At 56.3% G+C, this 21207-nt stretch carries 15 protein-coding genes; 6 read left to right on the forward strand and 9 right to left on the reverse strand.

The window, feature by feature from the left end; all coding sequences use genetic code 11:
- Positions 1 to 33: 33 nt before the first annotated feature.
- On the reverse strand, positions 34 to 1761 hold the full coding sequence (locus BLW70_RS25215) for a ShlB/FhaC/HecB family hemolysin secretion/activation protein (RefSeq protein ID WP_074878610.1): 1728 nt from the start codon (positions 1759 to 1761) through the stop codon (positions 34 to 36).
- A 236-nt stretch (positions 1762 to 1997) separates the two neighbouring features.
- Here BLW70_RS25215 and BLW70_RS25220 point away from each other — a divergent pair, with 236 nt between their 5' ends.
- The gene (locus BLW70_RS25220) at positions 1998 to 3119 is read left to right on the forward strand and encodes an HlyD family secretion protein (RefSeq protein ID WP_074878612.1); all 1122 of its coding nucleotides are present in this window, start codon (positions 1998 to 2000) and stop codon (positions 3117 to 3119) included.
- Positions 3116 to 4708, forward strand: coding sequence for a DHA2 family efflux MFS transporter permease subunit (locus BLW70_RS25225; protein WP_074878614.1), 1593 nt, complete (start codon positions 3116 to 3118; stop codon positions 4706 to 4708). The genes BLW70_RS25220 and BLW70_RS25225 overlap by 4 nt, the downstream gene beginning before the upstream one ends.
- On the opposite strand, the gene BLW70_RS25230 is transcribed toward BLW70_RS25225, so the two are convergent.
- The 4 genes from BLW70_RS25230 to BLW70_RS25245 all read right to left on the reverse strand — a co-directional run bounded on the left by BLW70_RS25230 (position 4709) and on the right by BLW70_RS25245 (position 8550).
- Positions 4709 to 5149 (reverse strand): carboxymuconolactone decarboxylase family protein, encoded by a 441-nt coding sequence (locus tag BLW70_RS25230; protein ID WP_074878617.1) that lies wholly within the window; start codon positions 5147 to 5149, stop codon positions 4709 to 4711.
- Positions 5150 to 5296: 147 nt separating this feature from the next.
- On the reverse strand, positions 5297 to 6739 hold the full coding sequence (locus tag BLW70_RS25235; RefSeq protein WP_074878619.1) for a mechanosensitive ion channel family protein: 1443 nt from the start codon (positions 6737 to 6739) through the stop codon (positions 5297 to 5299).
- Positions 6740 to 6928: 189 nt separating this feature from the next.
- The gene (gene ycaC, locus BLW70_RS25240) at positions 6929 to 7555 is read right to left on the reverse strand and encodes an isochorismate family cysteine hydrolase YcaC (RefSeq protein WP_074878621.1); all 627 of its coding nucleotides are present in this window, start codon (positions 7553 to 7555) and stop codon (positions 6929 to 6931) included.
- 128 nt (positions 7556 to 7683) lie between these two features.
- The gene (locus tag BLW70_RS25245) at positions 7684 to 8550 is read right to left on the reverse strand and encodes a pirin family protein (protein WP_074878623.1); all 867 of its coding nucleotides are present in this window, start codon (positions 8548 to 8550) and stop codon (positions 7684 to 7686) included.
- A gap of 104 nt (positions 8551 to 8654) precedes the next feature.
- Here BLW70_RS25245 and BLW70_RS25250 point away from each other — a divergent pair, with 104 nt between their 5' ends.
- From BLW70_RS25250 to dkgB, 4 genes are all read left to right on the forward strand, one after another.
- Positions 8655 to 9563 (forward strand): LysR substrate-binding domain-containing protein, encoded by a 909-nt coding sequence (locus tag BLW70_RS25250; protein ID WP_074878625.1) that lies wholly within the window; start codon positions 8655 to 8657, stop codon positions 9561 to 9563.
- Positions 9564 to 9906: 343 nt separating this feature from the next.
- Positions 9907 to 12390 (forward strand): P-loop NTPase fold protein, encoded by a 2484-nt coding sequence (locus BLW70_RS25255; RefSeq protein ID WP_074878627.1) that lies wholly within the window; start codon positions 9907 to 9909, stop codon positions 12388 to 12390.
- Positions 12391 to 12426: 36 nt separating this feature from the next.
- Positions 12427 to 14940: an amidohydrolase family protein gene (locus BLW70_RS25260; protein WP_074878629.1), complete on the forward strand. Its 2514-nt coding sequence runs from the start codon at positions 12427 to 12429 to the stop codon at positions 14938 to 14940.
- A 128-nt stretch (positions 14941 to 15068) separates the two neighbouring features.
- Positions 15069 to 15872 carry a 2,5-didehydrogluconate reductase DkgB gene (dkgB, locus tag BLW70_RS25265; protein WP_074878631.1) on the forward strand — a complete coding sequence of 268 codons (804 nt, stop codon included), beginning with the start codon at positions 15069 to 15071 and terminating at the stop codon, positions 15870 to 15872.
- A 3-nt stretch (positions 15873 to 15875) separates the two neighbouring features.
- Here the strand turns inward: dkgB and BLW70_RS25270 are convergent, their stop codons facing one another.
- The 4 genes from BLW70_RS25270 to BLW70_RS25285 all read right to left on the reverse strand — a co-directional run bounded on the left by BLW70_RS25270 (position 15876) and on the right by BLW70_RS25285 (position 20888).
- Positions 15876 to 19094, reverse strand: coding sequence for a transporter substrate-binding domain-containing protein (locus BLW70_RS25270; RefSeq protein WP_074878634.1), 3219 nt, complete (start codon positions 19092 to 19094; stop codon positions 15876 to 15878).
- Positions 19095 to 19106: 12 nt separating this feature from the next.
- Entirely contained in the window at positions 19107 to 19733 is a 627-nt protein-coding gene (locus BLW70_RS25275; protein ID WP_074878636.1) for a response regulator transcription factor, read from the reverse strand.
- Between the two features lie 109 nt (positions 19734 to 19842).
- Positions 19843 to 20256 (reverse strand): chemotaxis protein CheY, encoded by a 414-nt coding sequence (locus tag BLW70_RS25280; protein WP_074878638.1) that lies wholly within the window; start codon positions 20254 to 20256, stop codon positions 19843 to 19845.
- Between the two features lie 149 nt (positions 20257 to 20405).
- Positions 20406 to 20888, reverse strand: a complete 483-nt coding sequence (locus BLW70_RS25285) for a sigma-70 family RNA polymerase sigma factor (protein WP_074878641.1) — start codon at positions 20886 to 20888, stop codon at positions 20406 to 20408.
- Positions 20889 to 21207: the final 319 nt, after the last annotated feature.

Here is a 21207-nt window from a genome sequence, read left to right on the forward strand (position 1 = left end):
TGGCGCTCAGGTCCGACGGCTGTTTGTTGGTGTTCATATCTGCAACCCCACGCGCATCAGCCAGGTCTCTGGCTCATGTTGCAAACCGTTGGGGGTATTGAGGCTGCGTTGGTAATCAACGTCGACTTGCAGGTTTTTCCAGCTCAAGTTGACCCCGGCGCTGGCGCCGCTCAGGCGTTGCCCTTGAGCGCCGTGGTCGGCCTTGATCCAGCCGTTATCCAGGCCCAAACGTGGGGTGATCTGCACTGGCAAAGCGCTACGCAATGGCAGGCGCAAGGTATTGCGCCAGATCGCGCCACTGGCACCGGACGCACTGCTGACCCGATAGCCGCGCACCGCGGAATCGTCGGTGCCCAGCAATTGCTCGATGGCCGGCAGCGGATCGGAGCTGTATTGCACGTTGAACTGGCTCTGCCATTGCCAGGCCTGCTGACCGAGTTGGCCATTGCGCCACTGGCTGAGGCCGGCGCGGTATTTGCGAAACTGCGCCTTGGGCACGTCGTTGACCTGGCGTTGGGCATCGTCGTCGGCACCGAGCCAGCGCAGCCCTTGGGCGTAATGGATGTCCAGGTTCCACACCGCGCTGTTGAGCCAGAACAGATTGAGTCCGGCTTCGGCCACGGTCAGGGTCGGGCTCTGGATGCCCAGGCGAATGTTTTCCAAGTAACTGTCGACGTCCTTGTGGGCCAGTTGCAGGTTGGCGCTCAGTTGACGGCTTTGATCTCGCCACAGCACTCGGTCGGCGCGCAGGCTCAGTTGATCGGTGATGCCGGTGCTGTGGAATGTCAGCGTGCTGAGTTTGAACGGCGCACGGTATTCGGCGTGGCTGGCGAACAGGCTGTAAGTCCAGTAACCGTAGGGAATGGCGTAGTACAAACTGGCATTGCGGCTGTAGCGGTCGCCCTGATTGAGGGTGTCGCTGACGTTCAGATTGAGCGCGTCGTTGAACTCCAGCGGGCTGTCCAGGCTCAGGTTCAAGGTGTCGCGATCGCGCCCGGTGCTGGCGCTGCCGAGGTTGTCCACGCCCAGGCCCAACGCCCAACGCGACTGCCCATGGGTGCGCGAACGCAGGATCAGTCGTGAAGCACCGGGTTGGCTGCCGGGGGCGATGTCGGCGGTGAAATCCACGGAGCGCAAGCGGTTCAACTGATCCAGGCCTTGCTCCAGGTCCCGCAGGTTCAGCGGCTTGCCGAGCATGCCGGGAAATGCACCGCCAAGGGACACCGGCAGACTCTGGTCGGCCAGCTCGATGGACTCGACGTAGCCTTCATCGACCACGATATCCAGCGACTGCCCCGCCGCTGGCGCGCTGCGCAGGTACGGCCGACTGGCGATGTAACCCGCCTCGACATACAGGCCAGTGATGGTCGCCAGCAAATGGTTGATCTGACCGACGCCCATGCACGACGACAGCTGCGGTTTGATTCGCTCATTGAGTGTCTGGCTGCTGATCAGCGTCACGCCGCCAATGCGCGTTCCGCTCAGGGGCCAGCAGCGCTCATCGGCAGGCACCGTGGCAGGAACGACAGGCGTGACCGGCGCCGCACCAAAACTGCCGCGCTCCAGTTGCCGGCGGCGCTGTTCCAGTTGCAGTTGTTGCAGGTCGCGCTGTTGTTGTTGCTGCTGGCGTAGCACTTCCTGGCCTGGAGCGGAGGGTTCGGCCGCCTTGAGCGAGGAAACACTCAGGCTCAGCAGCAAGGCCGACAACAGCGTGCAAGGCGTGGGACTACGACGAGGAACAGCGCAAAACGAATACGGCACTCAACATCCTTGCGGTCATTAAATGGCTTAATGCCACTCCATTAATGCGAGTGATAGTCAGATCGTTCCTACGCAAATGCAAGACGCGTCCTACAACGCTTACATTTCTTAAACAAATGGTTAGCTTTCTTTCCACGAGGCCACCTGACGATCGGCAACAAAAATCAATTGCCACAAAATATTACCTACGTCATATTACATTCGTAATAAATACCCGCATCCCACAGGTAATCCCTATGACCAGCATGCCCACCCTTGAACCCGACCTCGCAGTCCCGGTGAGCACACCCAAGCCTCCCCTGCTCAAACGGTTGATCTTGCTGGCTGTGGTTATCGCTGCCCTGGTGTTCGCCGGGCTGTATGCGACTCATTGGTGGACCGTTGGCCGTTTCATCGAAGAAACCGACGATGCTTACATCGGCGGCGACGTGACGGTGATCGGGCCGAAGGTGGCGGGTTACATCGAAGAGGTGCTGGTCACCGACAACCAGAAGGTCAAGGCCGGCGATGTGCTGATTCGTCTCGACTCCCGCGATTACCGCGCCAACCTGGCCAAGGCCGAAGGTGCGGTGGCCGCCGAAGAAGCGCTGCTCGCCAATCTCGATGCCACTGAACAATTGCAACACGCGGTGATCGGCCAGGCCCGCGCCGGAATTGATGCCGCCGGCGCCGAAACCACCCGCTCCCGGGATGACGATGCTCGCTATAAAAAACTGATCGGCAGCAACGCTGTGTCGGTGGAAAGCGCCCAACGCGCCAACGCCACGTTCAAGACCGCCCAAGCCCTCAGCGCCCGGGCCCAGGCTGAATTGCTCGCCGCACAACGTCAGTTGAATGTGATTGCAACCCAGAAACAACAAGCTCACGCGGCGCTGATGCAGGCCCGTGCCGAACGTGATCTGGCGCAGTTGAATGTGGGCTACACCGAACTGAAGGCCCCGGTGGACGGCGTGATCGGCAATCGCCGAGCGCGGGTCGGCGCGTATGCCCAGGCGGGTTCGCAACTGCTGTCGGTGGTACCGGCCAGCGGGCTGTGGGTCGATGCCAATTTCAAGGAAGATCAGCTATCGCGAATGACACCGGGGCAACGGGTGATCATTCATGCCGACGTGCTCTCGGGGCAGGAATTCCACGGTCATCTGGACAGCCTTGCGCCGGCCAGTGGTTCGCAGTTCAGCGTGCTGCCACCAGAAAACGCCACCGGCAACTTCACCAAAATCGTCCAGCGGGTGCCGGTGCGCATCGCGCTTGATCCGGCCGATGGCGTGCTCGGCCATCTGCGTCCGGGCCTGTCGGTCACCGCTGAAGTGGACACTCGCAAGGAAGCCGAAACGCCAGCCGTGGCCAGTGCGCCATGAGCCGCACTCTCGCCGCCCCCGCACAACCGTTCAATGCCGCCGACATGGCAACGGCGACCAAGGTTTTCGCCTTCGCCACGATGTGCATCGGCATGTTCATTGCGCTGCTGGACATCCAGATCGTCTCGGCCTCGCTGCGCGACATCGGCGGCGGGCTCTCGGCGGGAACCGACGAAACGGCGTGGGTGCAAACCAGTTACCTGATTGCTGAAATCATCGTGATCCCGCTGTCCGGCTGGCTGTCCCGAGTGTTCTCGACACGCTGGCTGTTCTGCGCTTCTGCGGTGGGTTTCACCGTGGCCAGCCTGCTCTGCGGCGCGGCCTGGAACATTCAGAGCATGATCGCCTTCCGCGCCCTGCAAGGGTTTCTCGGCGGTTCGATGATCCCGCTGGTGTTCACCACCGCGTTCTTTTTCTTCACCGGCAAGCAACGGGTGATCGCGGCTGCGACCATTGGCGCGGTGGCGTCGTTGGCACCGACCCTGGGGCCGGTCATCGGTGGCTGGATTACCGATGTTTCTTCCTGGCACTGGCTGTTCTACATCAACCTGGTGCCGGGAATTTTCGTCGCGGTGGCGGTGCCGATGCTGGTGAAGATCGATCAGCCGGAATTGTCGCTGCTTAAAGGGGCTGACTACTTGAGCATGGTGTTCATGGCGCTGTTTCTCGGCTGCCTGGAATACACCCTCGAAGAAGGCCCGCGCTGGAACTGGTTCAGCGATAGCACGATTCTGACCACGGCATGGGTCAGCGCATTGGCCGGCCTGGCGTTCATTGGTCGAACCTTGCACGTCGCCAACCCGATCGTCGATTTGCGCGCCCTGAAAGACCGCAACTTCGCCCTTGGCTGCTTCTTTTCGTTCGTGACCGGCATCGGCCTGTTCGCCACCATTTACCTGACGCCGCTGTTTCTCGGCCGGGTACGTGGCTATGGCGCACTGGACATTGGTCTGGCGGTTTTCTCCACCGGGGTGTTCCAGATCATGGCGATTCCGCTGTACGCCTTTCTGGCCAATCGCATCGATCTGCGCTGGGTCATGATGATCGGCCTGGGGTTGTTCGCGTTGTCGATGTGGGATTTCAGCCCGATCACCCATGACTGGGGGGCCAAGGAATTGATGCTGCCGCAAGCGCTGCGCGGGATTGCCCAACAATTGGCGGTGCCGCCAGCGGTGACGTTGACCTTGGGTGGTCTGGCACCGGCGCGGCTCAAACATGCTTCGGGGTTATTCAACCTGATGCGAAACCTGGGAGGTGCCATCGGCATCGCCGCGTGCGCGACCATTCTCAATGACCGCACCAACCTGCACTTCACCCGGTTGGCGGAAAATCTCAACAGCACCAACGAAGCACTGAACCAGTGGCTGTCCCAGGTCGGCAACAACTTCGCCACCCTCGGCCAAAGCGGTGACGCGGGCGTCACCGCCAGCCTGCATCAGCTGTGGCTGCTGACTTATCGCGAAGCGCAGACACAAACCTACGGCGATGCGTTCCTGATGATCATGGTCTGCTTCATCATCGCCACGGCGATGGTGCCCTTGATGCGCAAGGTGCAACCACCGGCCGCACCGTCAGCAGACGCTCATTGATCAGGCTTGAGGCATTTTGCGGAAACCAACCGCCAGACGGTTCCAGGCGTTGATCGTGGTAATGGCCACAGTCAAGTCGACCAGTTCCTTCGGGCTGAACTCGGACGCCGCCAGCTCGTAGTCCTCATCCGGGGCGTGGGTCTGGCTCAGCAGCGTCAAGGACTCGGTCCAGGCCAGCGCAGCACGTTCACGTGGGGAAAAAAACGGCGTTTCACGCCAGGCCGACAGTGTGTACAGGCGGCGCTCGTCTTCACCGCCCTTGCGGGCATCGGCGCTGTGCATATCAAGGCAGAAGGCGCAGCCGTTGATTTGCGAGGTACGCAGCTTGACCAGTTCGATCAAGGTCTTTTCAAGCGGCAACTTCGAAACAGCGGTTTCCAGCGCGATCATGGCTTTGAGTGCATCGGGGGACGCGGTGTAGAAATCGATACGCGGTTGCATGGTGAGCTCCAGTCACAAGGGATGTGGAGCTACGTTAATCGCGCACTGAATGGCAGAAAATAGCCAATTATTGGGAAGTTGAGGATGCCAATGGGACGCCGGCTGACGGTGCACTCGATTGCACCCGCTCCCGTGATCTCCGAGCCCTTACGCTCGATTGCGCAGCCACTGCAAAAACCCCTTCTTCTGCACAACCCTAGGTGCTTCCTGGGTCAACGTCTGCGCCTTGTTCAAGCGGAAATCCAGTAACGCCTTCATCGCTTCGCTGATGTCATGCCGCGCATCCAGACACGGTGTGAGGTACTCCTTTTCGATCCGGTACAAGCTGCAGAACGTCTTGGCGCTGAAGTCCGCCGGTAGCGCCGTATCGGACAAGATCCCGCCTTCGCCGATCACCTCACCCGGGCCCATGCGCCCGGACTCAAACTTGACCCCGCCACGGCTCAGCTCCACCGACACCACACCGGATTCGATGATGAACAAATGATCGCTGACCTCCCCCGCCGGCAGGATCATTTCGCCGGCGCGGAAGGTTTGCAGTGTCATGTTCTGGCTGAAGGTTTCTTTCTCTTCCTGACGCAGGGTCGAGAAAATACTCGACGCGTCCAGCAATGCCCGTGGCCGCGACAGGTTGGCAGGTGCGTTGGGTTCGACGCTCGACAACAGGCTGACCCCGCTGGCCTGCAAGTGCCGGAATGCCAAATCGAACAGCAGGTTTCGGACCATGCGCTTCTGGTCCATGGAGACCACGAAACCACTGATTTCGTATTCCACGCCGGTGGCGCTGGAGCCTTTCAACGCGACACACGGCGCCGGTTTGTTCAACAGATAACGACAACCCTCCATCGCCCGCTCCAGTGCTTCGATGACGGTTTGCGGACGTGCGTGCGGGCTCAGTTGCAGGCTGATAGAGACACCAAAAATGTCACTGGGCCGGCTGAAATTGATGATCTTGGCCTTGGCCGCCAGGGAGTTGGGGATCACCGCCATGCTGCCTTGGGAGGTTTGCAGGCGCGTCGCGCGCCAGTCGATATCGGTGACCCGCCCTTCGGTGCCGTCGATCGAGATCCAGTCATCCAGTTGATAGGGTTTGGTGGTGTTCAGGACGATCCCGGAGAACACGTCGCTGAGGGTGCTTTGCAAGGCCAGGCCGACGATGATCGCCAACGCGCCGGAGGTTGCCAGCACGCCCTTGACCGGCAGGTCGAGGACATACGCCAGAGCCGCGATGATCGCGATCAGGAAAATCACCGCGCCGAGCAAATCCTGGAGCAAGCGCCCCGTATGCCCGACCCGTTGCATCATCCCCGCGCCGATCAGCACCGTCAGGGTGCGCGCACCGAACAACCACCAGCCGATCTGCAATCCGGTCGCCGCCAGGTGCAGCGGGACATTGTCGGCCCAGGGCGCCGGCTCCATGGGGTTCAGGCCTTCGTTGAACAGCAGGACACTGAACAACGAAAAAATCACCAGCCGCACCAACAGTTTCCAGTTGCTGCCATTGGCACTGAGCAGGCGCCACAGCCCCAGATCGATAAGGACCAAAGTCATCGCGCAGATCAATGGGTGATCGGTAAGCAGTGACAGCATCAAGCAACTCCAGCAAGGACCAGTGGCGCGAAGATCTCACAGATTGGGCACAGTGTAGGAGTGTTTGATGCAAAACCAATGTGGGAGCGAGCCTGCTCGCGATGAGGCCATGCCAGTCACCATTGAGGGTGACTGGCAGACCGCTATCGCGAGCAGGCTCGCTCCCACAGGGGCTCTATGTTGTCAGGGTTATTTGCTGTTGGTCAGGGTGTTGTAGCTGGTCATCAGGTTGCGATAGTCCGGGATGTGGTTGGAGAACAAGGTGGCCAGGCCTTCCACGTCGTTGCGCCAGTCGCGATGCAGCTCACAGGCCAGGCCGAACCAGGTCATCAACTGAGCGCCGGAGGCCGACATGCGGTCCCAGGCCGATTGACGGGTCAGTTCGTTGAACGTGCCGGAAGCATCAGTCACCACGAACACCTCGAAGCCTTCAGCCAGTGCCGAGAGCGCCGGGAACGCCACGCACACTTCGGTCACTACGCCAGCGATGATCAGTTGTTTCTTGCCGGTGGCCTTGATCGCCTTGACGAAGTCTTCGTTGTCCCAGGCATTGATCTGGCCAGGACGGGCGATGTATGGCGCGTCCGGGAACAGCGCTTTGAGCTCAGGCACCAGCGGACCGTTGGGACCGGTTTCGAAACTGGTGGTGAGAATGGTCGGCAACTTGAAGTACTTGGCCAGGTCAGCCAGGGCCAACACGTTGTTCTTGAAACGGTCCGGCTCGATGTCGCGCACCAGAGAAAGCAGACCCGCCTGGTGATCGACCAACAGAACGGCGGCGTTATCCTTGTCGAGACGTTTGTAAGAAGTAGTCATGGGAGTAATCCTCGCTTTTTATCGATGCCGAACGGGCCGGCGTGAGAGAAACCTGATAGTTCGTTAAAACGCGGCCAAGCAAGGGTAGTCGCCCTTGTCCGGCACGCCACAGCATTACAACGTTGAGTTCAACCGCTCATCCGACCGAACCGACCGGACTGGAAGTCGGCGAAGGCCTGGTGAATTTCTTGCTCGGTGTTCATCACGAACGGACCGTGACCGACGATGGGTTCGTCAATCGGCTCGCCACTGAGCAGCAACACGACGGCATCGTTATTGGCTTCGAGGCTGAGCTGCTGGCCATTGCGTTCGAACAACGCCAACTGCCCTTCGCGCACCAGTTCCACACCGTTGACCTGAACCGTGCCCCGCAACACCACAAGGGCTGTGTTACGACCTTCGTGCAGGTCCAGGGTCAGCAATTTGCCGCCGTTGAGGCGCAGGTCCCAGACGTCAATCGGGGTAAACGTGTGCGCCGGACCGGTGTGGCCGTCAAACTCACCGGCGATCAAGCGCAGGCTGCCGGCCTGATCCTTGAGCGTGATGCTCGGGATGTCGCCATCGAGAATCGTCTGGTAACCGGCGTCGGCCATTTTGTCCTTGGCCGGCAGGTTGACCCACAGCTGCACCATTTCCAGGGTGCCGCCGCTCTTGGCGAAACCTTCGGAATGGAATTCTTCGTGGAGAATCCCGGAGGCCGCGGTCATCCATTGCACGTCGCCTGGGCCGATCTTGCCGCCACTGCCGGTGGAGTCGCGGTGTTCCAGTTCGCCCTTGTAAACGATAGTCACGGTTTCGAAACCGCGGTGTGGATGCTGACCAACGCCACGACGCTCGGTGGTCGGGGTGAATTCAGCGGGACCGGCGTGATCGAGCAGCAAAAACGGGCTGATGTGTTTGCCCAGGTTGTCGTAGGAAAACAGCGTACGAACCGGAAAACCGTCGCCGACCCAATGGGTCCGTGGGCTGGTGTAGATACCGATGATGTTTTTCATTCCGCCTCCGAATCTGGTGAGTGACGCGATGGACAAAGCTTAAAACCGCAGCCTTTGATGCACTAGACTGCAAAAATCAGCCTTAGCGTTCTATATGGAGAACGATGGTGGAAGACCTCAACACCCTCTACTACTTCACCCAGGTGGTGGAACATCACGGTTTCGCTCCCGCCGGCCGGGCGCTGGACATGCCCAAGTCGAAGCTGAGCCGGCGCATAGCCGAGCTCGAAGAGCGCCTCGGCGTACGCCTGCTGCACCGCACCAGCCGGCATTGTTCACTGACGGAAATCGGCCAGGCCTATTACCAGCGTTGCCTGGCGATGCGCGTCGAAGCGGAAAGCGCTGCCGAACTGATCGAACGCAACCGCTCCGAACCCCAAGGCCTGGTGCGCCTCAGTTGTCCGACGGCGCTGCTCAATTCCTGGGTCGGGCCGATGCTGACCCGCTACATGCTCAAGTACCCGCTGGTGGAATTGTTCATCGAGAGCACCAACCGCCGGGTCGACCTGATCCACGAGGGTTTCGACATCGCCCTGCGGGTGCGCTTTCCGCCGCTGGAAAATACCGACATGGTGATGAAGGTACTGGGCAACAGCACCCAATGCCTGGTGGGCAGTCCGGCCTTCGTGCCGCGCCTGTCGTCACCGGCCTCCCCGGCTGACCTCAGCGGGTTGCCGAGCCTGCACTGGGGCGCGGCGCAGCGTGAATATCAGTGGGAATTGTTTGCAGCGGACGGCGCCAGCGCGGTGATCCGGCATGCGCCACGAATGGTCACCGATGACCTGTTGGCGCTGCGTCACGCGGTGGTGGCCGGGATCGGCATCGCTCACCTGCCCAGCGTGGTGGTGCGCGATGACATTGCCGCGGGCCGATTGGTGGAACTGGTGCCGGGCTGGGCCCCCAAGTGCGGGATCGTCCACGCGATTTTCCCGTCACGCCGCGGGCTGCTGCCGTCGGTGCGCGCATTGATCGACTTTCTGGGTGAGGAATTCAGCCACAGTGATATTGCCTAGGAGCCCGTCCCCCTGTAGCAGCTGGCGAATCAGCTATGTTCGGGCGGTTGTAGCGACGGGGTCGACAGTGCCCACGTCCCATTCACGACGAATAGTTAGGCCAAACCGTCGTAGACGAAGTGATATCAATTCGATATCGTCCTCGAAAATAACGGCTATTCCTACGAGGCCGGTCAGTCACCAAGGATGAAACGTGCCAACAGGGACATTAAAAATGGAAATTTCTCCATCAGCTATCACCGCGTACCCGATATGCGGATACGCGCATTGTACAACTAAGAATTTCACTGCTGTTAATGTCTAGAGAATTGGACAGGCGCCCTCTTGTAACGGAGAAACCCAAATGTTAAATACAAATGAACAACAAGTAACTATTGATCTATCATCCAGCGAAAGGAACGGCCCTATCGAACCAAACAACCTTATCCAAGGAGGCTCCTTCAAAAAACTAACAAGCCAAATAAAGGAGCGACTTGAGAACAAGGAAAAAAAAGAACAGTACTCCCCCGCCTTGGGAAACAGCCAAGTGTTTTTTATTGATGGTACTCGAGGCGCGGGGAAATCTACATTTCTTAGTGCCGTCTATCACGCACTAACCAGTGAAGAAAACGCTGAAATCAAGGGGCTTCGTCTAAAAGCGCTTCAATTACTAGACCCAAGCAAAATAAATATCCGAGAACACTTATTTCTTTCAATAGTTTACAGAATTAAAAAACTTATTGAAAACACAACCACTGCTTATCAATCGTACTCAGACTTATCAAACGAAAAAAGCGAAAAATTTAGAAAACAATTTAAAGAGCTTGCCGGCGGACTCCAATTACTTAACGACAATCACAACCCGCTAGACGGCATTGACGAAGAAGTATTTCTTGACTTGGGCATTGAAAGAGCCAGGGACGGTGTAGAACTTGCGAAAAACTTCCACAAATTAGTTGAAACAACGTGCGAAATATTAAAAGTTGACGCACTTGTCATCGCGATAGACGATGCAGATACGAACTTTAAAAAGGGAAGAGAGGTTCTCGAGCTAATTAGGTGCTACTTGGACAGCCCACACTTCATTGTATTAATTACAGGCGACCTAGAGCTTTACTCCCACCTTGTCAGAGATCACTACTACGAAAATATCGGAGAGAGACTTCACCAACAAGACCCAACCAGAAACCCAGAGCGCGAAAAATTGATTGATCACTTGGAAGATCAATACTTATTAAAGTTATTTCCGATAAACAAAAGGATCCACTTATCACCTCTTTGGAGCTTCGAAAAAAGCATCAAGGACATATCTATAACCCATCCAAAATGGGGGACCGAAAAGCGAAATCTAGACGAAACCCTAAAATCAATAATCAAAACTGGCTTCAGGCTTAAATCGGACCAAGACATAAATCTTTTTCGAGAGTTTTTGCTTAAGCAACCTCTCCGCTCCATTCTCCAACTACTGAACTCATGCGCCCCGCATTTAATCGAAAAAAACCAGACAATTTCGCCACAAATCCTCTCGGAATCCATGCGTGCAATGGTCCTGGGTAGCCTTTACAAAAAAGGCATTGATACCGATGCTTTGACGACTGGAGACATTACCACTCTAATTGACGCGGTATTTCGCTTGGCCTTGGAAGATGGAGAATTTGATACCGGCGCTTATTTAAGACCACAACCAAAAGATGAGAGCCTGCGCAAATGCTTTGCGGCGCTTTCAGCGGAGGTCGCACGCCACTGCGAGGGCAGCCCCCAAAACACCATCATGTACTTATTGCAAGGCCCTGGAAGCGTCGCCTTATACAAAGATGCCCGTAAATCGATAAAAATAGACAGCGATGAGTTAGCGTTAACTTGGTTTAAAAATTACTTCAGCATCGGACGCCAAGAAGACGCACTCAACTGGGCATGGCATGCAGCGCCGGTAATCATGGGAGCGTCGTCTTCGATCAGAGCAATCAAGTGCGGTGTGCTTGGGTTAAATCGCAGTTCATCAGGCAATACCAACAAAGACCTTATCCCCATTAAAGAAATACTTGATTCCATTGGCAAGGAGTACGAGGCCCCCGCCTTTTCTTATACCCTGATTAATGTCTTTGATAAAGACAACAGAACCTATGCTTCTATCTTTAACGTATTAGGGTTAATGTGTCGTCTGTTACTTCCTTCATCAAAGGACTCAACCAATCATGTCGCTTTTGAATTAGTCAGAATATCCACAACTCCGACAATTTCAGCTCCTCGCTGGTCTGATAACGTTGGCACTGATGACACCGATGAAAAAGACCCTGAAGACGATCAAATCAGCGCCATCGAAAAAACAAAATTTGTAGAAAATACCGCAATGTGGTTAGACCATACGAACTCATTATCGCCATCCATTAAACCATCTGCCGTATTAATCGGAAAAATATGGACACGCTTGTATTTCAGCCTAATCAATTGTGCTCAAACTTATAGAATAGGTTCTGGCACAAATGCGGGACCAGCAACAATCATGGAGTTTTTTGCTCTATGCGTAATCAATGCGGTATTGGTAGAAGAGCACGATCATCATTATAGCTCTGACATCGAGCCGAACTCTTCGAGCAACTTTAGAAAAAACCCGCAAACAGCCGGGTCCACCATCAACTCAAAATTTATCAATATAGACATGACCAAGTACCCCCTTACCGCAATTATTGGAGGATGCCCACTACTATTAAACCTACTTCCTCAAAAAAATACATACAAAGAACTATTTGACAAATTAGCCGTTAACAAAGAGCAGAATCCTGGCTGCCCAACTGATATATTTGAAAAAATTAACTGCGGATTAATAGTAAAACAAAGTAAAAAGTAACAACCACAAAATCTTGCGCAAGTGATAATACCCCGAATGAAAACCTACCTAAACACGCCGACTATCGTACACCCGGGTATCTGTACATCATTCCTGTCCAGCAACAGACTGCTTAATAAACTTACGCAGATTCCGTTCACACATTTATTTCCAAAAGAATTTATGGAGGAAGCGACTTATCTAACATTTCAAACTTGGTTTTCTCGGCAACCGGACCATGTTTTTCAATCCAATTGGCGGTTATTCTGCAACCATTATGAAGCGAGAGTTGGTCATTGGGTATTACCCGCACTGAATACATTGGTCAATGGGTTTCTAGAGTTCCGTCACGGTGAACTTCACGTCAATATAAAAAGCTTCGGTGAATGGCAACAAAGTCTGCTCAGCAGGGTATCTGCCTTACCAATCCAGGCTGCGGCCTACGCCAAAACTTCGTTAAACATATCCCCTAACTGGCAGAAATCTCACACCCAGGGACCGCACGCCTGTTTGCTGTTAAGTCCAACGCATCCCTTGGTCGAGGACTATATCGAGCGCGAAGGGTTGCATGAGACTCATCTTCATCTAAACGGCAGTACACATGCCGAAGCGTGTTGGTTAAAAGCGCTGCACGAGCCAAAAGCAGAAATATTGGCTTTTTCTGAACAGTACTCGCAGCGGTCACCGAACGGGGCTCGTACGCGCGAGTTGTGTCATGCGATAAATGAAAATTTGTCACCTGCTATGCTATACCGCCAAATTGTAGGTGCTCGTCACATCCGCGCCTGGTTGATTAATCTGGCTTATGAACCAAACCGTGCTCTGCCCTTGTCGGTGCCTCCAAACTTCGAACAGATGATCAATTACAAGGAGATACTCACGGTGTCATCGCTGGAGCGCACCAGAGCGCTCATCGAAAAACGCTGCACTTATGCTCAGGAACTTGACTGGATCAAAGTCATTCTTGAACGGCTGCAACACAAAGCGGAGCCGTTAGTCGATAGACTGTTGCACATTTACCTGTTACTTCAAAACCAGTACTACCGTCTGCTGGTACAAGGTGAAGATCAATATGGGTTTGATCAATTTCAAAAATTCACCTACACGAACTTGCGTGACCCGGTAGAAAAGCAATATCTAGCGCGCTTCCAACAGATGCATGGAGCGAATCCAAGCGTGAGCAAAGTTGGATGGCTGGAAGGTCGTTTCGCGCCAAAAAAAACCGTGCTGGCAAATCAATCGATGTTGACCTCGGTTTTGGGCGGCTATCTGGAGTACCTCCTGCAAGGCAATTCGTCGGACGCCGATACGCCTCGTTCATCTTCGCTCAGTAAAATATTACACATGTTGGAAACGTTTCAGCCGAGCCTTCAAAACCCAAACCATCGTAAAAATCACAAGCTGACATTGGTTGCACACTTCCCAAAAAAAATCTGGGATTGGCAAAGTAAAAAAGAAAAAAGCTACCGACATTATGGATTGAGGAAAGATCTCGTTGCGCAAGGTAACGCTTTGATGGGTGTCGTCAATCGGTGGCCATTGTTAAAGAATTGGGTAACCGGAATCGACGCGGCGGCGAATGAACTCCACGCTTCACCGGAAGTATTCGCACCCGTTTTCAGGGTGTGCCATCACCACGGTTTCACGCACCGAACCTACCATGTCGGGGAAGACTTCCCCCATTTGATATCGGGCTTGAGACATGTGACCGACGCCCTGCAGCTGCTCGATCTCAAAGAAGGGGATCGTATCGGCCATGGCACTGCATTCGGTATCGCCCCTTCTCTTTGGCTATCGAGGATGCCTCCGAAGATAGTGGTAAGTCGGGGAGAGTGGATGCTGGACCTGCTCTGCGCCTGGTCATTATTACGGACCCATCCCTCGGCTCAGCTTGAGACTCGGCGCATCGAGTTGTCCATCACAGAAATGGCAAGCTACGTCTTCAATCAAGACATCAGCACCATCTCTCTTGAAAACGTAATGCGATTGCGTGGACTGCACGTTCCCTATGTTCTAGCGTCCGACAAGGACCCTGCCTGGAGTTGGCAACACGCGTCGCTGTCCGATGCCTGGCGAGAAGAGGCCCGAATCGTCGATCAGGCAAGGCGGACGAACGGAAGACTGCTGAAACTGCTCACTCAATGGCTAACCGGTAATGGTGATTTATGGCATCGCAGTGAAGAACTGATCAGCGTCGAAGCCAACTACCTTGACGCAAATACACTGCTGCTACTCCAGCAAAGCGTCATGCGCTTACTCGCCGAACGAAACGTTGTAGTCGAAACACTTCCCACTAGCAACGTTCGAATTAGCCAATACGAGACATTCGCAGAACATCACTCACTACGGTGGATGAAAGCACCTGGGTTCGCCGTTGATGGGGACCCTGACATTATGATTTCACTCGGCTCCGATGATCCCGGCGTCTTCGCAAATGACCTTAATGGCGATTTTTACCAACTCTATGCGGTGCTGCAACAAGCGGGAATGCTTGATAAGCATGCACTTGACCTACTTTCAACCGTCAATGAAAGAGGGAGGCAATACCGCTTTCACAAAAGGGCTCACTGACCATAACCAACGCGAAATAGCCGATTCATGACTTGCGGTAAAGATTGCTTTGCCAATCCAGCGGTTTTTCCCCTGGCTGCGGGCGCGGATACTCCTGCCCATTCCCACTGCAACCCCTGGAGTCATTGATGTCTATTCCCGCATTCGGCCTTGGTACGTTTCGCTTGCAAGGCCAGGTGGTCATCGATTCGGTGAGCACTGGCCTGGAGCTGGGCTATCGGGTCATCGATACCGCGCAAATCTACGAGAACGAAGCCGAGGTCGGCGAAGCCATTGCCGCCAGCGGCATCGCCCGTGACGAGTTGTTCATCACCAGCAAGATCTGGGTGGCCAACTTCGCCGGGGATCGCCTGATCGACAGCCTCAAGGAAAGCCTGCAAAAGCTGCAAACCGACTACCTGGACCTGACCCTCATCCATTGGCCGTCCCCGGAAAACCAGGTGCCAGTCGATGAGTTCATGGGCGCCCTGCTCGAAGCCAAACAACTGGGCTTGACCCGGCAGATCGGCGTGTCCAACTTCACCGTGGACTTGATGAAACAGGCGATCGCCGCGGTCGGTGCCGAACACATCGCGACCAACCAGATCGAACTGCACCCGTACCTGCAAAACCGCAAGGTCGTCGAATTTGCGCAGAGCCAGGGCATCCCGATCACCTCGTACATGACCCTCGCTTACGGCGAAGTGCTGAAAGACCCGGTGATCCAGCAAATCGCCGATCGCCTGAAAGCGACGCCGGCACACGTCACGCTGGCCTGGGCCATGCAACTGGGTTACGCAGTGATTCCCTCGTCGACCAAACGCGCCAACCTGCAAAGTAACCTGCACGCCCGCACACTGACCTTGAGCGACGCCGACATGGCGCTGATCGCGGGCCTGGATCGTGGCCATCGGCTGACCAGCCCCAAAGGCCTCGCGCCCCAGTGGGATTAAGCGTCAGTCTTGCGTGAGGCTCTGATCCAGGCGTGCCATGGCGTGTTGCAATTGATCGACGGCCTCGTCGATCAACGCCGCGCGCCCTTCGGCGCAGGCACGTTCCAGCTGTTCGCAGCACTCGATCAGACGTTTTGCACGAACCATCCGCGCGCCCCCTTTGATGCGGTGCGCCAGGTCTTGCAGCCGGTGTCGATTGCCAATGACGTGCGCGGCAAGCAGATCATCGCGATCGTAGCGATTGGTCTCGGCCAGTTCGCGCAACAGTTGATCGATCAGCGTGCGGTCTTCGCCGACGTAGAGCTCCAGGCCGCTCAAGTCGATTGGGAATGTTGCTTTCTCTTCAACCGGCGCCAGCGGTTCACTGACAAATCGGGACGCCAGCCAGGCACTCAAGTCTGCCAGCCGGATCGGTTTGAACAGACAATCGTCCATGCCCGCTTCAAGGCAACGGATCTTTTCCTCCGGCTGCGCATTGGCGCTAAACCCCAGAATCAGCGTGGGGGGCAAGCCATTAGCGCGCTCTTCATCGCGTATCGCACCGGCCAATTCATAGCCATTGACCACCGGCATGTTGCAATCGGTGATGACCAAATCGAGCTCATGCTCGCGCCACTTCACAAGACCCTGCTCGCCATCATCAGCCTCCAGCACCTGATGCCCCAGGTAGCTCAACTGCCGCGACAGCAGCAATCGATTGGCCGGGTAATCGTCGACCACCAGAATCGTCAGCAGCCGAGTGGCCACCTGCAATCCGCTTTCGGCACACGCGCCGCCGGCCAACGGTTGCAACGCAATCAGATCAACACTGATGTCGACCCGCGTCCCTACTCCGAGGACGCTGTCGAGCTGCAATCGACCGCCCATCATTTCGCACAGCGTGCGGCTGATCACCAGTCCCAGACCGGAGCCGTTGTGGCCTGATTGCTGGCTGTTGCCGGCCTGCACGAACGGGCTGAACAGTCGTTGCTGATCGACTGCACTGACCCCGATGCCGCTGTCCTCGATACGCACACTGACGGCCAGATGCCCCGAGATCCCGGGCTCCACTCGCAGTGTCAGACTCACCCCACCTTCACGGGTGAACTTGATCGCGTTGCTCAGCAGATTGGACAGCACCTGCTTGAAGCGCGTGGGGTCGACCAACACGTCGCGATCGCTGTGCTCGGCCAATTCGACCCGCCACTGCAAGTTCTTCTGCCGTGCCAGGCCTTCGAACACCCGGCACACCGACGCCACCAGCGTGCGCAGATTGGCCCGCTCAGGGGTCAGCGACAAATGCCCGGACTCGATGCGGGCGATGTCCAGGATGTCGCCGATCAACGCCAGCAATTGCTGCGCGGCAGTGGACGCCACTTCGATGGCGGAGCGATCAGTGAAGCCCTCTTCCGCTCGCTTAAGCGCCAGTTCGAGCATGCCGATCAGGGCATTCATCGGTGTGCGGATTTCATGACTCATGGTCGCCAGAAAAGTGGTTTTGGCGCGGTTGGCGTCGTCGGCGGCGTTCTTGGCCTCCTGCAATTGCCCGAGCAGTTGTTGGCGTTGAGTGATCTGCCGACGCTGCCAGGCAATCCAGGCCAAGGCGAGCAACAGCAAAGCGCCTGCCGCGGCAAACGCCTGGAGAATGCGTTGGCGATGGCGCAGCCAGTAGCTGTCATCGACCACCACGTCATTGCTCCAGCGGGCTAACAACTCATCCATCTCCCGGGGCGAAATGCTCAGCAGTGCCTTGTTCAGAATCGAGTGCAACTCCAGCGCACCACGGCTGGTGGCCAGAGCGATACGCGCCGGTTCATCACCCAAGGTGCTGCTGATCCGCAGACGCTCGCGGTATTGCCGGGTGACCAGATACCGAGCCACGATCAATGAGCTGACGACCCCGTCGGCCTGGCCCTTGATTACCCACTCCATCCCCTGCGCCGGACTCGCCACTTCGACCAGACGTGCAGTGGGCGCCTGAGCGCGGATGAACTCGAGCAACGGATGACCGCGATAAATCGCCAGGCGTTTACCGGCCATATCGTCCAGGGTCCTGGGGCTTCCCGGGTTGGTCGCACTGACCAGTACAAACGGATTGTTCAGGTACGACCGAGTGAAACGCAGTTCGGCTTCGCGTTCGATACCGGGCGTGACCACCGGTAACACGTCGATCTTGCCATCCTTGAGTTGCTGGATCTGCTGATCGAGGGAGTTACCCCGCTGCACCTCGAAGGTCAAGCCGCTGCGCTGGCTGATCAGCGACAGCAATTGCGCAGTCAACCCGCTGAGTTGTCCCTGTGCATCGTAAAAAGTCAGCGGTGCGAAGTCCTCGATAACCCCCACTTGCACGGTCGGATGTCGACCCAGCCAACGTTGCTCGCTGGCGCTCAAACGGACTCGCTCTTGACCCGCCATGTTGGCTCTGCCGGCGCTCCAGCGCTGCTCGATGGCCATGCGCTGATCCATGGGAATCGCCGCCAGAGCTTTGTCGACAATACTCTTCAGACGTGGATTACCGCGGCTGAAGGCGAAGCCGAACGGATTGGCGTCCAGGCCGGAGGGCCCCACCAGGCGAACGTTGCTGAGGTAGTTGTTATTGATCAGGTAATTGGCACTGATGAAGTCGCCGAGGTACACATCGTCCTGCCCGAACGCCACCGCCCCGATCGCGTCGAGTGCCGAGGGGTAGCGTTGCAAGCTCGCTTCGGGATAAAAGGCTTCGACAGTCTGTGCTTGCAGATAGTCATCGACCATGGCAATGCGCTTGCCCGCAAGGTCGACGGGCATTCCGTCGTCCAGGCGGGTCACCAGCATCGGCTGATCTTCGGCATAGGCATCGGATCGGGTCAGCTCGGGGTCAGCCGCCTCAAAGTTGTTGGACGTGCCGAGCAGGTCCAGGTCATCGCGCTTGAGCGCCTCCATGGCTGCCTCGCGCGTGCGATAACGAAGCACGTCGATCTTGACGTGCAGCAACTGCCCCAACAGGGCGGCATAGTCTGCGGTGATGCCTTCCAGCTCATCAACGTTTCGCGTGATCTCGAACGGCGGGTAGTCCGGCCCCGATACTCCAAGGCGCAAGACTCGTTTGCCGCGCAACCACTGCCAGTCTTTTTCATCCAGCCGGACCTGATAATCCTCCACCGCGGAATGTCCCAGCACGTGCAAAAGCTTTGGCTCATCGGCTGCCGTCACCGATGCACCCAGTCCACAGAACAGCAACAGGGCCCACAAACAATCGCGCATGATCGAACTCACTCAGATCAGATGATTACGCTTGGCAAAATCCCTCAGGTGCACCGCCGATTCCACATTGAGTTTTCCAACCAGACGGGTCTTGTAGGTGCTGACGGTCTTGTGGCTCAAGTGCGTACATTCAGCGATCGCCTTGTTGCTGAAGCCCCGGCACAGATACTGAAGAATCGTCAGTTCCCGGTCGGAAAGCGTATCGATCATCTGTTTTTCACTCAGTTGTATCGAGTTCAGCGCCACCGACGCCAAGGGCAACTGGGCGAAATAGGTGTAACCAGCCATCACGGCATGCACGGCCTTGTGCAAATGCTGCAAATCGTTGGTCTTGGCGACATAAGCCACGGCGCCGGCGTGCATGCAACGATCCTGAAAAAAAATGGGTTCCTGGGACGTGAAGACCAGTACTCGACTGGGCACCCCGCTGGCCTTGATCCGCGTCAGTACATCCAGCCCGTCGAGCGAGGGCATCACCAGATCCAGGATCACCAGATCGGGCTTGAGTTCGCGGATCTTCGGCAAGACCTCATTACCACACGCCGCTTCGTATATCCGCTTGAAACCCTCCTGCATCAGTACGATTTTGACTGCGGCGCGAACCACCGGATGATCGTCCACAATCAGCGCTGACTTCATGGCAACTCCTGAGCAACAAAAACGACAATTGAATAATCAATGCCCATACGCCCGACCCGGTTGAACGCACCGGCGACGCAAAGACTTTTGCATGGAAAACCAGGCGCAACTACCTGACAGAAATGACAGTACCGACGAACGGTAGCCGAGGATCGATGATTGCCATCAACCGCGAAATGGACGCCAGGTCAGGCAGTAGTGTGTGGCTCACCGCCACCTTCTGATGAGCGCAAGCGTGAATGGCCGGCAGTTGCGCCTGCTGACCGTCATAGATCAAGGCGTGATGAACCTGTTGGTTATCAAGAAAGAAATCGAACAGGTTCAATGCCCCGCTCGCCAGCGAGGCATTGATGACCACCAGATCAAATGGCTCGCCACTGTATTCGACCAGGGTCAACAGCTCTTCAAGACTGTGCACCGGTGCTATCCGGTAGTAGTCGAGTTGATTGAACAGTCGCTCGACCTTCATGCGATGAAAATGCAACTCGTCGGCGATCAGGATACGTAAGGCTTTGTTCGACAATGCGGGCCCCCAGGAGGGTATCGAATTCGTGAGGCCGCAAGGCTACGGAAGACTTGTCGATGTTTCTGTAGGACTTTTCCGAAAAGCCAAAACTTACGATTTTCTGTAGGAGCATTACTGTCAGCCAAACCGGCGAACATGGGGCCGGATCAATGGGCATCCCATTGCAGCATCCGCACCCGGCAATGCTTCATCGCATTGACGATGTGTTTCTCCACCAGGGCCCGGGAAATGCCCAGGTGTTCGGCGATCTCCGGATGCGAAAGGCCTTCGATCTTGCGCAGCAGGAAACTCTCGCGGCACAACCGTGGCAATTCCGCCAATGCACGCTGGACCATCTCCAGGCGTTGGTCGTGATCGAGGCTGTGATGAGGGGATGGGGTGAAGTGGCGCTCTTCGTTGTCGAGCACTTCCAGGGGTTCGACCTGACGCAGGGCATTACGCCGATGGTCGTCGATCACCAGGTTGAGCGCGGTGCGGTACAGAAACGCCCGAGGCTGCTCGATCAGCGTGGCGCTGGACCGCTCCAGAACTCGCAGATAAGCGTCATGCACCACATCTTCGGCGACCTGACGGTTGCCCAGCTTGGCGTTCAAAAAACACACCAGCTCGCGATAGTAGTTTTCCAACATGACTCCCGGCCGCAAGGGTGCGGTTTCTATCCTTGAGCCAGATCGGCGACCGCCGAGATAGGCAGTGGCACGATAGTGGCAGCTTGAGGTGCGTAATTTATAGTAATTCTCATATAGATTTAAAGTATTGCTTCGCGTTGCCTGAAAAATAGTCAAGAACGAGCGGCTGCACGTTGCTTCACCTGTAGGAGCTGCCCCTGCACCGCTCCCTAACCACAGGGTCGTATACACCCGGTCATTCCATCATTTCGACATTTATTTAACGGGTTTCTTTCCGGTTTTGTGGTCGTGCCGCGTCTAATAATCATTCTTATTAACA

Origin of the sequence: Pseudomonas frederiksbergensis, assembly GCF_900105495.1 — a bacterium.
Classification (GTDB): Bacteria; Pseudomonadota; Gammaproteobacteria; order Pseudomonadales; family Pseudomonadaceae; genus Aquipseudomonas; species Aquipseudomonas frederiksbergensis.